Genomic DNA, 12,595 nt, shown 5'->3' with positions numbered 1-12,595 from the left:
AATTCTACGAAACAGATTGACGGACGAAGCGTCTTCTTGGCGCGAAGCCGGTTCTCAGCGGGCGTTCGGCAGGAAGTACTTCTTCACGTTGGCGGCATCGCCCTCGAACAGGGTGGTCGTGCCGCGCAGGTTGCGGATCTGCTTCGTGGTCCGCTTGATCATGCCGTGGCGCTTGCCGGCCTGGGCGTACATGACCTTGCCGGTCCCGGTGATCTTGAAGCGCTTCTTGGCGCCCGACTTGGTCTTCAGCTTGGGCATTTTGCTCTCCTGACGCGAACTCCACCGGGGCTCCGCCACGGGCGGGCCCCGACGATCGCGCTCGATCGAAGGTGTGGAGCGACACGAACCGCCACGGCAGCCCTCACGGCCGGGCGGTTCGTCGAGGCGCGCGCTATAGCAGGGAGCGGCGCTTCACGCAATCGTCGCATCGTCGGGCGCAGCCTCGCCTGTGGGAGGCGGGAACAGCCGGGGCCTCGCTGTGGCGTTGTGCAGCGCACCGGAACCATAAGCGTGGGTGGGCTGTTTCGTTCATGTCCCGCTCAGGCCCCATCCTGCTTAAGTCTTCGCCAACGTGAACCGCCTCCGTCTGGCGTCTCAGGAGAATCCGTCGTGCGCATTGCCCAGGTAGCCCCTCTCGCGGAGGCCGTTCCGCCGAAGTTCTACGGCGGCACCGAGCGTGTCGTGTCCTGGCTCACCGAGGAGCTGGTCCGGCAGGGCCACGACGTGACGCTGTTCGCGAGCGGCGATTCCGAGACGAGCGCCAAGCTGGTCGCCTGCTGCCCCGAGGGCTTGCGCCTCGCCGGCATCCGCGACCACGTCGCCAGCCACCTCGCGATGCTCTATCACCTGCGCCGGCGGGCGGACGACTTCGACGTCATCCACTTCCACATCGACCTCCTGCAGTATCCGCTGTTCGAGGAGTTCAACCACAAGTGCGTCACCACCCTGCACGGGCGGCTCGACGTGCCGGACTTCATGCCGGTCTACCGCACCTTCACGGGCATGCCGCTGGTGTCGATCTCCGACCACCAGCGCGGGCCGATGCCCGAGAACGCCAACTGGCTCCAGACGATCCACCACGGCCTGCCGGCGGAGAATTGCCGCTTCTCGGCCAACCCGAAGGACGGCGGCTACCTCGCCTTCCTCGGCCGCATCTCGCCCGAGAAGCGCCCCGACCGCGCGATCGAGATCGCCAAGGCCTCGGGCGTGAAGCTGAAGATCGCCGCCAAGGTCGACAAGGCCGACCAGGAATACTGGGACGAGGTCATCGAGCCGATGACCCACCACCCGCTGATCGAGTATATCGGCGAGATCAACGAGGACCAGAAGCACGAATTCCTCGGCAACGCCCTGGCCCTCGCCTTCCCGATCGACTGGCCGGAGCCCTTCGGCCTGGTGATGATCGAGGCGATGTCGGCCGGCACGCCGGTGATCGCGTGGCGCAACGGCTCCGTGCCGGAGGTGATCAAGGATGGCGTGTCGGGCGTCGTGGTCGACTCCATGGAGCAGGCGATCGCCGCGGTCGAGACCTGCAAGGCGATGAGCCGCGAGGGCGTGCGCCGCTACTTCGAGACCCGCTTCACCGCGAGCGTCATGGCCCGCTCCTACGTCGCCGCCTACGAGTCGCTGCTCGCGGGTGACCTCGACGCGATCAAGATCCCGGGCCTGGCCATCGGGGCGCCCGCCGCCCTCAACGGCGCGGCCAACGGCGCGACGGTGCGTCCGGTGCTCCGGGCGATCTGATCCGCCGCACCCCATGACGATGACGAGGCCCGGTCCCCGCGAGGGGGCCGGGCTTCTTTTTTGGTGCGAAGTACTTTTGCTGCGCGATGAAGAGGCGTTTTCCGCAGCGCTGTCCGGGGAAAGAAGAGGCGCCAGTCAACCCTCCCCCCTCTGCGGGGGAGGGTGGCCCCCGGAGGGGGCCGGGAGAGGGGACGCCGCTTCCGGGGAAGTCGCGCGCTGCATGATGGGCGCCACGTCCTTCAGCGTCGCGCTGCTCCTCTCCCGCCCGGCGCACGAGTGCTTCGCACTCGCAGCCGGGCACCCTCCCCCGCAAAGGGGGGAGGGGAAATCCGCGCCACTTTCTTTCCCCAGAAAGCCCCTTTCGTTCGGGGCAAGAAGGCCTGCCCGCGCCATCCCTGCCTGAAATCCGGGCCAGCCCTACGTCGCCTCCCCCCTGGCGCCCGCCGCACGATGGCCCACATTCGCTCTAGCGTGGGGCCCAACCCGCGAATCGCCGCGGGTGCCGCCTCCCCGCTGCCGCCCGGAACCGTCCGGAGCCCCGAGATCTCGCCCTGATTCCCGTGACGCTCGCTCCCGCGACGCCTCGCGGAGCGAAGCCCCAAGGAGTGAAGCCGTGCCGATGGTCGCGACCGCCCCCGACGACGAGACGCTGCCGCAATACCACATCGAGGCCCAGACCTCGCTGGTCGAGCGCCAGCTGCGCTCGCTCAAGCACGGCGACGCCTTCGCGGTGCTCGACAGCTACGGCGATATCGGCGTCTTCCCGGGGCCCGAGGGCCTGTACTTCCAGGACACGCGCTTCCTGTCGCGCCTGGAGCTGACCGTCGAGGGCCAGCGGCCGATGCTGCTCGGCTCGGTGGTGCAGGACGACAACGGCGCCCTCTCGGTCGACATGACGACGCCGGACATCCGGCTGGATGCCGGCGACGAGACCAGCATCCCGCGCGAGATCATCGCGCTTGAGCGGACCAAGTTCCTGTTCCGCGGCACCTGCTACGACCGTCTGGGCCTGCGCAACTACGACACCAAGCCGCGTCATCTCCGGGTGTCCCTGAGCTTCGACGCCGATTTCCGCGACCTGTTCGAGGTCCGCGGCAGCGACCGGGCCCATCGCGGCAAGCGCAGCGTCGAGGTGACGGGCGCAAACGAGGTGACGTTCACCTATGACGGGCTCGACAACCGCCGCCGCACCACCCGCCTGCGCTTCGGGCCGAAGCCCGCGAGGCTGGAGGCGAACCGGGCCGAGTTCGAGGTCAAGCTCGCCCCCGGCGGGCGCGCCTCGATCTTCGTGCGGGCGGTCTGCGACACCGTCGATCTCGGCCGCGAGGGCGTGGCGGCGGTCGGCAGCGCCCTGCCCTTCACCCACGCCGCCTATCCGAACCCGCGCCGGGAGGACGGCCACCCGAAGGGCGAGGGCATGACCTTCGCGCTCGCCTACCGCGACGCGCGGCGCGACCTGCGCAAGGCGACCGCCAACATCACCACGATCGAGAGCTCGAACGACCAGTTCAACGAGGCCGCCTGCCGCGCGACGGCCGACCTCTACATGCTGCTCAGCCGCACGCCGAACGGCGTCTACCCCTACGCGGGCATCCCCTGGTACAGCACGGTCTTCGGTCGCGACGGCATCATCACCGCCATGATGACGCTGTGGATCGATCCCGAGATCGCCAAGGGCGTGCTGCGCCACCTCGCGGCGACGCAGGCCGCCGCCGTCGACCCGGCCGCCGACGCCCAGCCCGGCAAGGTCCTGCACGAGACCCGCAACGGCGAGATGGCGATCCTCGGCGAGGTGCCGTTCAAGCTCTACTACGGCACGATCGACGCCACCCCGCTCTTCGTGATGCTGGCGGGTCAATACTACGAGCAGACCGGCGACCTCGCGACGATCAGGACGATCTGGCCCAACATCCTGGCGGCGCTGAACTGGATCGACGAGTACGGCGACCGCGACAAGGACGGCTTCGTCGAGTACGCCCGCGAGACCGAGAAGGGCCTGGCCAACCAGGGCTGGAAGGACAGCCACGATTCGATCTTCCACGCCGACGGCCGCATGGCGCAGGGGCCGATCGCGCTGTGCGAGGTCCAGGGCTACGTCTACGCCGCCAAGAAGGGCGCGGCCAAGCTCGCGGCCCTCATGGGCGACGACGTTCTCTCCGAGCGCCTGAAGGGCGAGGCCGAGCGGCTGCGCAAGGCCTTCGACGAGAAGTTCTACCTGCCCGAACTCGGCACCTACGCGCTCGCCCTCGACGGCGAGAAGCGTCCCTGCGCCGTGCGCTCCTCGAATGCCGGGCACGCGCTGTTCACCGGAATCGCCTATCCGGAGCGGGCCGAGGGGGTCGCCGCGGCGCTGATGTCGAAGGACGGCTTCAACGGCTGGGGCGTGCGCACCATCGCGGTCGGCGAGGCGCGCTACAACCCGATGTCGTACCACAACGGCTCGATCTGGCCGCACGACAACGCGCTCATCGCGCTCGGCCTCGCTCGCTACGGCCTGAAGGCGGAGGCCGCCCGGGTGTTCGAGGGCCAGCACGGGGCCTCGCTCTACCAGGAGGGGCGGCGGCTGCCGGAATTATTCTGCGGCTTCATCCAGCGCAAGCAGCGCGGGCCGACGAACTATCCGGTGGCGTGCAGCCCGCAGGCCTGGGCGGCGGCCGCGCCCTTCGCGTTCCTCGCCGCCTGCCTCGGGCTGGAGCTGCGCCACGACCGCAACCGGATCCGCTTCCGCGACCCGATCCTGCCGGCCTTCCTCGACGACGTGCTGATCCGCAACCTGAAGCTCGGCGACAGCCATGTCGATCTGCTGATCCACCGCCACGGCAGCGACGTCACGGTGAACGTGGTGCGCCGGACCGGCGACGCGCAGGTGGTGTTGCTGAAGTAGAAAAGCGATGGGCCGGGACATGCCCGGCCCTTCGATGCTCCCCGCGCGGGTCGTCTCAAAAAGAGGCCCGCGCCCGGAGCGCTCCGTGATCCGTTCCCCGCCTCGAAAACGTGGGGAAGCGCCGTGTCTTAGCGCGGCGCCAGGATCATGATCATCTGGCGGCCTTCGAGCTGCGGCTCGCTCTCCACCTTGGCGACCTCTTGCGTCTCGGCCTTCACGCGCTCGAGCAGGCGCAGGCCCAGATCCTGGTGCGCCATCTCGCGGCCGCGGAAGCGGAGGGTCACCTTGACCTTGTCGCCTTCCTCGAAGAACCGCTGCACGGCCTTCATCTTGACTTCGTAGTCGTGCTTGTCGATGCCGGGCCGGAGCTTGATCTCCTTGACCTCGACGGTCTTCTGCCGCTTGCGCGCCTCGGCCTGCTTCTTCTGCTCGTTGAAGCGGAAGCGGCCGTAGTCGAGAAGCTTGCAGACCGGAGGCACGGAGTTCGGCGCGATCTCGACGAGGTCGAGGCCCGCCTCTTCGGCGACCTGCAGCGCTTCGAAGAAGCCCATGACACCGCGATTCTGGCCGGTATCGTCGATGAGCTGCACCTCGCGGACGCCGCGGATGTCCCGGTTGGCGCGCGGCCCGTCTTTCTGCGGGGCCGGCATGGCTCTCATAGGTCTGCGAATGGCTTCATTCTCCTCAATCACGTCGTCCGGCGGCGGCCCGCCGACCACGTCCTTCCGGACCGGTCCCGAACCACCGCGCGGGCATACTCGTGGTGTACGCTAGCACCTTGGCGAGATCGTCCGATTTGTCAACTCGCGGAGGCGCAGCTTGGTTGCCGGGGTTCAAGGCCGCCTCCGGGGCGATACCGGATTCGTGATCCCGGCGGACCACCCCGTTTTAGGGCCCCTCCCCCGCGGGCGCGGCGCCGAGCAGCTCGGCGTAGATGGCCAGGGTGTCGGCGAGCATCAGCTCGAGGGAGAAATGCGCCTCCACGTGGCGGCGGGCGCGGCGCACAAGGGCGTCGCGGGCGCTGGCGCCGAGCTGCAACGCCTCCGCGACGGCGCCGGCCAGCGCCTGCGGGTCGCCGGCGGGCACGCGCCAGCCGGTGCGCTCGTGCGCCGGCACCTCCGGGGGAGCGAGCACCGTCTCCGGCACGGCGCCGAGATCCGACACCACGACCGGCGTGCCGAGGGCCTGCGCCTCGACCGCGGAGCGGCCGAAGGCCTCGGGCTCGGTCGAGGGGACCACGACGACCGACGCCGCCCGGTAGGCCGCCGGCATGTCGCTGCAATGCCCGACGCGCTTCACCGAGCCCGCGAGGCCGTGCGCGGCGATCATCGCGTCGATCTCGCGCAGGTAGCCCGTGCGCCCCTGCGGGTCGCCCGCCAGCACGACCGTGAAATCGGCGAGCCCCTGCGCGCGCAGGGCCGCGGCGGCCTCGATCAGCACGCGGTGGCCCTTCCAGGGGGTGAGGCGGGCGGCGAGCAGCACCACCCGCTCGTGCGGGGCGACGCCCCAGGCCCGGCGCAGGGCCTCGACCCGCTGCGGCGTCACCTGCGCGGGCGCGAAGGCGGCGAGATCGGTGCCGCGGTGGATCACCCGCACCCGGTCGCCCGCGACCTGCGGAAACAGGCGCCGGATCGCGTCGGCGGTGAAGTGCGAGTTGGCGATCACGACGTCGCCGCGGGCCATCACCGAGTTGTAGAGGAGCTTGGTCGGCGAGCGGCCGGCATAGCTGCCGTGGTAGGTGGTGACGAAGGGAACGCGCAGCCGCCGGGCCGCACCCAAAGCCACCCAGGCCGGGGCGCGGGAGCGGGCATGGATCAGATCGACTCGCTCCGCGCGGCAGATCCGCCTCAGCCGCCCGACATTGAGCGCCATCGCGAAGGGGTTCTTGGTCCGCGCCGGAAACGGCACCCAGGCGCCGCCCTTGGCCTGCAACTCGCCGACGAGGCGGCCGCCCTCGGTGGCGACGAGCGCGCGGGCGCCCGCGGCGGCGAGCGCCGCCGCCACGTCGACGGCGGTGCGCTCGGCGCCGCCGGCGTCGAGCTCCGGGATGATCTGGAGCACGGTGCGGCCCGCCAGCGGGTGGCTCGCGGCCGGGAACGGCGTGGCCTGGCTCGTCGGCATGGGACTCCGGGTCAGGGTTCTGATCGCAGCACTCGCAGCGTGACGGTGCCCGCTCCGCGCAGGGCTCGACGGCAGGAATCGACGAAGGACCGGCGCGACGCCGGCCGGATCTCGCATATGGTCGGCGGCCGCCGCCGGTGTAGAAGCCGGCCGTCGCGGTCCGCTTACGGACGATGCATAAAGGTCGCCCGGCCTTGTTGCGGATCGGTAAACCTTGGGCGCCGGCCGCCCGCGACCAGGGTTGCCCACGGAATAACGGGGATAACGTCATGCAAGAGCCCGCACCCGTACCTGCCAAGGACGTACCTGCCAAGGATCCGCCCGCGCAGATGCTGCCCGTGCGGGGCCGCCGCCTCGCCACCCTGGTGCGACCGGGCGCCGGACCGCCGGTGGTCTGGCTCGGCGGCTTCCGGTCGGACATGCGCGCCACCAAGGCCGAGGCGCTGGACGCCTGGGCGGCGAAGGCAGGCCGCGCCTTCGTGCGCTTCGACTATACCGGCCACGGCGAATCGGAGGGCCGCTTCCCCGATTGCACGATCTCGGACTGGCTCGCCGACGCGCAGGACGTCGTCGCCGCCCTGGCGCCGGAGCGCCCGATCCTCGTCGGTTCCTCGATGGGCGGCTGGATCGCGCTGCTCGCCGCCAGGAAGGTCCGGCCCGCCGGCCTGGTGCTGATCGCACCGGCGACGGACTTCACCGAGGAGCTGATGTGGAAGCAGTTCCCGGAGGCGATCCGCGCCCAGGTGCTGCGCGACGGGGTGTGGCAGCGCGATTCGCAGTACTCGCCCGAGCCGACGCCGGTGACCCTGGCGCTGATCGAGGATGGGCGGCGCCACCTGATGCTGGACAAGCCGATCGATCCGGGCTGCCCGGTGCACATCCTCCAGGGCATGGCCGATCCGGACGTGCCGTGGCCGCATGCGATGCGGCTCGTCGAGCGGCTGCCGGAGACAGGGGTCGTCCTCACCCTGATCAAGGAGGGCGACCATCGCCTCTCCGGCCCCGCCGACCTCGACCGGCTGGTGGCGGCGGTGGCGGGCATCGCTGCGCGGGAGGGCTAGGGCAGCGTCCGCGTCCCCCCCCGCCGACATGGACGGCGACGCCGTGGGCCCGGCACCCGAACGGCCGTCGGGGCCGGGACCGGCACCGCGGCGCGGGCCCTGGCGGCGGGCTGCCCGCGGATGACCGTGCCGGCCGACCATGCCCGCGAGGCGCGAAGGGTGCTGCGCGCTCACGCGTCGAGGTAGCGCCGGCGCAGGTGGTCGAGGAAGATCTCGGCCGAGAGCGGCCGGCCGGTGGCGGCTTCCAGGATCTCCTGCGTGCCGAAAGCACTGCCCTTGCCGTGCACGTTCACCCGCAGCCAGCCGACGAGCGGCGCGAAGTCGCCCCGCGCGAGGCCGGGGCGCAGGTCCGGCTCGGCCCGGCAGGCGGCGTCGAACAGCTGCGCCGCCATCATCGCGCCCAGCGTGTAGGTCGGGAAGTAGCCCCAGGCGCCGCCCGGCCAGTGGATGTCCTGGAGGCAGCCATGGGCGTCGTCCGGCACGGTGAGGCCGAGGAGCCGCCGCACGCCCTCGTTGAAGGCGTCCGGCAGGTCGCCGATCTCCATCTCGCCGCGGATCAGCGCCCGCTCGAGCCGGTAGCGCAGCAGGATGTGGGCCGGATAGGTGCACTCGTCGGCATCGACCCGGATGAAGCCCGGCGCGACCGTCGTGTAGTTCCGATAGAGGGAATCGGCCTCCCAGGCCGGGCCGGTGCCGCCGAAGGCCTCCCGCACCAGCGGCGCCAGGTAGGCCACGAACTCGCGGCTGCGGCCGGCCTGCATCTCCAGGGTGAGCGACTGGCTCTCGTGCAGGCTCATGCCGCGGGCCGCCCCCACCGGCTGGCGGCGCCAGGCGGCGGGGCGGCCCTGCTCGTAGAGGGCGTGGCCGGTCTCGTGCAGCACGCCCATCAGGGCGCGGGCGAAATCCCGCTCGTCGTAGCGGGTGGTGATGCGTACGTCGTCCGTGGCCCCGCCGCAGAACGGGTGCAGGCTGACGTCGAGCCGGCCGCGGTCGAAGTCGAACCCCGCCGCCCGCATCAGGGCAAGCCCGACCTGGCGCTGGGTCTCGACGGGGAACGGACCCTCGGCGACCGGAGCGGGCCCCGCCGCCGCCTGGCGCGCCTGCGCCTCGGCGATCAGGCTCGGAAGCTCGGCTTCCAGAGTGGCGAAGAGCGGGTCGATCGCCTCCTGCCGCAGGCCCGGGTCGTAGCTGTCGAGGAGCGCGTCGTAGGGCGCGAGCCCCAGGGCCTCGCCCTTCGCCCGGCCGATCTCGCGCTGGAGCGCCAGCACCTCGCCGAGGTCGGGGCGCAGGAGGGCGAAGTCGGAGGTGCGGCGCGCCTCTCGCCAGGTCATTTCGGCCCGCGACACCGCCCGCGAGCTCGCCTCGACGAGCTCGCGCGGCACCGCCGCGGCGTGGGTGTGGCTCCTTCGCATCTCGGCGAGGTTCGCCCGGCTCCAGGCGTCGAGGCCGTCCTCGTCCGTCGCCGCGGCGAGCCGGTCGACGGTGGCGGGATCGGTCAGGAGGTCGTGGGCAAGGCCGCGCAGCACTGCCATCTGGTCGCCCCGCCCCTCCGCCGCCCCGTCCGGCATCATGGTCTGGGCGTCCCAGCCGAGGATGCCGGAGGCATCCTCGAGGGCGCTGATGCGGGCGAAGGTGGCTTCGAGGGCGCGGTAGGCCTGCATGGGGGATCCGGTTGCTATCGCTGGTGCGCCGGTTGTCCGACGGCAGGCCGTCTCCTGGCAAGGGAGCCGGCACGGCTCTTGACGCGAAGCCGGCCTGCATCAAACTATAGGCAGCCTGCGTACGGGATGACAGCGTGCCAGCCTGCAAGGTCAGCATCGTCGTCGATCACGCCACGAGCGCGACCCGATCTTCACGGTCGATGTGCTGACCCCGTGGGGATCGCTCGCCGTGATGGCGGAGGTGGCGCTCGCCGAACGGTCGCTTCGGCTGGACGGTCTGCATATCGGTGGCGACGCGTCGAAGGCGTGGGGCGCAGCGGCGCTCAGGGACATCGCGCAGGGCGTGATGGAGGAACTGGATGTCGACGAAATCCTCATTGTTGGCGGCGTTCGGACCACGGGTGCGAATCCGGGACGAGGCTCCCGTCCACGACGGCTCCGCCGAACGGCTCGGCCTCAAGGTTCGGCGGGATCGAAACCTTGATACCGTGTCGGCGGCTCGCGCCCTGGTCCGTCGGCATCTGCCGATCAAGGCGGCGCACGCGCTCATGACGGAGCTGTTCGACACGGGGGAGGCCTATGTCGAGGTGCCGAAGGTCGAGAGCGTGAGCCGGCTGATCGCCGAGCTGGAATCGGTGGGGATCGAGGCGCGCAGGCATGGGCCGGAGGCGATCTCGGTCCGGGCCGTACGGGAGGCGCTACGGCTCTCCCAGTCGCAATTCGCGCTGCGGTTCGGGCTGGAGGAAGCGACGGTGAAGAACTGGGAGCAGGGCAAGTCGAAGCCGAATGCCACGGCGATGGCCCTGATCTGCACGATCCACCGTCACCCCGAGGCCGTCGTCGACGCGCTTGCGGCTTCCCTCGATTCGGGGCTCGGCGGCGCGGGACGAGGGTAACGGCGCGGGACACCTCGCGGCGACACGGCGACAATGGTCCTAACCGGTCCCGAGAACCGGCAGCCACGCCGCCAGTGCCACGAGCGTCGCCAGCAGCACCGGCGGGGTGACGACGAGGCCGATTCGCATGTACTGGCCCCAGGTGATCCGCTGGCCCTTGGCCGCCAGCACGTGCAGCCACAGCAGGGTCGCGAGGCTGCCGATCGGGGTCAGCTTCGGGCCGAGGTCGCAGCCGATCACGTTGGCGTAGATCATCAGCTCCCGGGTGAGCGGCGGCAGGTCCGGGGCCTGCTGGATCGAGAGCGCGCCGACGAGCACGCTCGGCATGTTGTTCATCACCGAGGACAGGATCGCGGCGGCGAATCCCGTGCCGATGGTGGCGACCCACGGCCCGTACCCGGCGAGCCGGGCGAGGCCCTGCGCCAGCCCGTCGGTCAGGCCGGCATTCCGCAGGCCGTAGACCACCAGGTAAATGCCGAGGCTGAACAGCACGATCTGCCACGGCGCGCCGGCGAGCACCGCGCGGACCGGGACGACCCGGCCGCGGGCGGCAAGGACGAGCAGGACGGCGGCGCCCGCGCAGGTGACGGCCGAGACCGGCACGCCGAGCGGCGCGGTGACGCAATAGGCGGCGAGCAGCAGGCCGAGGAGCGGGAAGGCGGCGCGGAACACCAGGGGATCGCGGATCGCGCCGGCCGGGCGCTCCAGCGCCGCGACGGAATAGGACACCGGCACGGCACGCCGGAAGGACCACCCCAGCACCGCGAGCGTCGCTCCCAGCGACACCAGGTTCACCGGCACCATCACGGCGGCGTAGCGGCCGAAGCCGATGTCGAAGACGTTGGCCGAGACGATGTTGACGAGGTTCGAGACCACCAGCGGCAGGGAGGTCGAATCCGCCACGAAGCCGCAGGCGACGACGAACGCCATCGCCGCCGCCGGCTTGACGTCGAGGCGCGTGAGGATCGCCAGCACGATCGGCGTCAGCAAGAGGGCGGCGCCGTCATTGGCGAAGAACGCCGCGATGGCGGCGCCGAGCAGGATTACCAGCGGGAACAGCCGCCGGCCCGACCCGCCGCCCCAGCGGGCGACGTGCAGCGCCGCCCAGTGGAAGAACCCGGCCTCGTCGAGCAAGAGCGAGATGACGATCAGCGCCACGAAGGTGAAGGTGGCGTCCCAGACGATGCGCCAGACCACCGGGATGTCGCCGGGCTGGATCACCCCGGCGGCGAGCGCGACGAGGGCGCCGGCGAGCGCGCTCCAGCCGATCCCGAGGCCGTTCGGCTGCCAGGCGAACTTGGGCTGCCAGATGACAAGGACGAGGGTGACGAGGAAGATGGCGAGCGCGAGCATCGGGGCCGTGTCGTGGTGCGGGTGAGGCTCAGGCGGTGGCGACCCGCCGGCCGTGCTCGTCGACGACCCGCTCGCCGTCCTCCTTGACGAACTCGGCCCGCTGCGGCGGCAGCAGGTCCAGCACGGCCTCCGACGGCCGGCACAGGCGCACGCCGCGCGGGCTCACCACCAGCGGACGCTCGAGCAGGACCGGGTGGGCGGCGACTGCGTCGAGCAGCTGGTCCTCGGTCAGCGTCGGCTCATGGAGGCCGAGTTCGGCAAACGGCGTGCCCTTCTCACGCAGCAGCGCCCGGACCGGGATCCCGGCCCGGCGCGCGAGCGCCCGGATCAGCTCCCGGGTCGGCGGGGTCTTCAGGTACTCGATCACGTGCGGCTCGATCCCGGCATTGCGGATCATCGCCAGGGCGTTGCGGGACGTGCCGCAGGCCGGGTTGTGGTAGATCACGACGTCGAACGGCTCAGACATGGTCGGTGTCTCCGGCGGGGCAGCAGGCGGCGAGCGCCGCGAGGGCCGGGGCGCAGACCTCCGGGCGGCCCTGGCAGCAATCGCGCATCAGGAAGCGGATCAGGTCGGACAGGCCGTCATAGACAGCCGTGTAGATCACCGACTTGCCCTCGCGCCGGGACGCGATCAGCCCGGCATGGGACAGTTCCTTCAGGTGGAAGGACAGGGTGTTGCCGGCGATGCCGATCGCCTCGGCGAGGAGACCGGCCGCCAGGCCCTCCGGGCCGGCGGCGACGAGCGCGCGCAGGGCCCGCAGGCGATGCTCCTGGCCGAGGGCCGCGAAGGCGGCGAGGGCTTGTCGTTCGTCCATCGTTCGTTCAACGTATCTACATTCGTTGAAACTTAGAGAAATTCACTTTCGTGGACAAGCC

The 12,595-nt window shown here is 70.9% G+C and carries 11 protein-coding genes; 4 read left to right on the top strand and 7 right to left on the bottom strand.

Annotation, left to right across the window (positions count from 1 at the left end; genetic code table 11):
* Positions 1-54: 54 nt before the first annotated feature.
* Positions 55-258, bottom strand: a complete 204-nt coding sequence (rpmI, locus tag ACS5PV_RS16495) for a 50S ribosomal protein L35 (RefSeq protein WP_007561407.1) — start codon at positions 256-258, stop codon at positions 55-57.
* Positions 259-609: 351 nt separating this feature from the next.
* Between rpmI and ACS5PV_RS16490 the strand changes: the two genes are divergently transcribed.
* Together ACS5PV_RS16490 and ACS5PV_RS16485 are read left to right on the top strand one after the other, a co-directional pair.
* The gene (locus ACS5PV_RS16490) at positions 610-1,743 is read left to right on the top strand and encodes a glycosyltransferase family 4 protein (RefSeq protein WP_455396414.1); all 1,134 of its coding nucleotides are present in this window, start codon (positions 610-612) and stop codon (positions 1,741-1,743) included.
* 619 nt (positions 1,744-2,362) lie between these two features.
* Positions 2,363-4,627: an amylo-alpha-1,6-glucosidase gene (locus ACS5PV_RS16485; RefSeq protein ID WP_455396486.1), complete on the top strand. Its 2,265-nt coding sequence runs from the start codon at positions 2,363-2,365 to the stop codon at positions 4,625-4,627.
* A 128-nt stretch (positions 4,628-4,755) separates the two neighbouring features.
* On the opposite strand, the gene infC is transcribed toward ACS5PV_RS16485, so the two are convergent.
* Positions 4,756-5,277 carry a translation initiation factor IF-3 gene (infC, locus tag ACS5PV_RS16480; RefSeq protein ID WP_063928361.1) on the bottom strand — a complete coding sequence of 174 codons (522 nt, stop codon included), beginning with the start codon at positions 5,275-5,277 and terminating at the stop codon, positions 4,756-4,758.
* Positions 5,278-5,515: 238 nt separating this feature from the next.
* Complete coding sequence (locus ACS5PV_RS16475) at positions 5,516-6,748, bottom strand: glycosyltransferase family 4 protein (protein WP_455396413.1); 1,233 nt, start codon at positions 6,746-6,748, stop codon at positions 5,516-5,518.
* Between the two features lie 269 nt (positions 6,749-7,017).
* Here ACS5PV_RS16475 and ACS5PV_RS16470 point away from each other — a divergent pair, with 269 nt between their 5' ends.
* On the top strand, positions 7,018-7,809 hold the full coding sequence (locus ACS5PV_RS16470; protein WP_455396412.1) for an alpha/beta hydrolase: 792 nt from the start codon (positions 7,018-7,020) through the stop codon (positions 7,807-7,809).
* Positions 7,810-7,979: 170 nt separating this feature from the next.
* Here ACS5PV_RS16470 and ACS5PV_RS16465 read toward each other — a convergent pair whose 3' ends face one another.
* The gene (locus ACS5PV_RS16465) at positions 7,980-9,470 is read right to left on the bottom strand and encodes a carboxypeptidase M32 (protein WP_455396411.1); all 1,491 of its coding nucleotides are present in this window, start codon (positions 9,468-9,470) and stop codon (positions 7,980-7,982) included.
* Between the two features lie 359 nt (positions 9,471-9,829).
* On the opposite strand from ACS5PV_RS16465, the gene ACS5PV_RS16460 reads away from it, so the two are divergent.
* Complete coding sequence (locus ACS5PV_RS16460) at positions 9,830-10,366, top strand: helix-turn-helix domain-containing protein (RefSeq protein ID WP_455396410.1); 537 nt, start codon at positions 9,830-9,832, stop codon at positions 10,364-10,366.
* Positions 10,367-10,405: 39 nt separating this feature from the next.
* On the opposite strand, the gene ACS5PV_RS16455 is transcribed toward ACS5PV_RS16460, so the two are convergent.
* Genes ACS5PV_RS16455 through ACS5PV_RS16445 form a run of 3 tightly spaced genes read right to left on the bottom strand, consistent with a single transcriptional unit; the run spans position 10,406 to position 12,534 of the window.
* Complete coding sequence (locus ACS5PV_RS16455; protein WP_455396409.1) at positions 10,406-11,719, bottom strand: arsenic transporter; 1,314 nt, start codon at positions 11,717-11,719, stop codon at positions 10,406-10,408.
* Between the two features lie 28 nt (positions 11,720-11,747).
* Positions 11,748-12,185, bottom strand: a complete 438-nt coding sequence (arsC, locus tag ACS5PV_RS16450; protein WP_455396408.1) for an arsenate reductase (glutaredoxin) — start codon at positions 12,183-12,185, stop codon at positions 11,748-11,750.
* Positions 12,178-12,534 carry an ArsR/SmtB family transcription factor gene (locus ACS5PV_RS16445; RefSeq protein WP_455396407.1) on the bottom strand — a complete coding sequence of 119 codons (357 nt, stop codon included), beginning with the start codon at positions 12,532-12,534 and terminating at the stop codon, positions 12,178-12,180. Before ACS5PV_RS16445 ends, arsC begins: the two co-directional genes overlap by 8 nt.
* Positions 12,535-12,595 lie beyond the last annotated feature (61 nt).

This window comes from Methylobacterium sp. Gmos1 (assembly GCF_053764715.1).
This window is presented reverse-complemented; position numbering and strand designations above follow the sequence as displayed.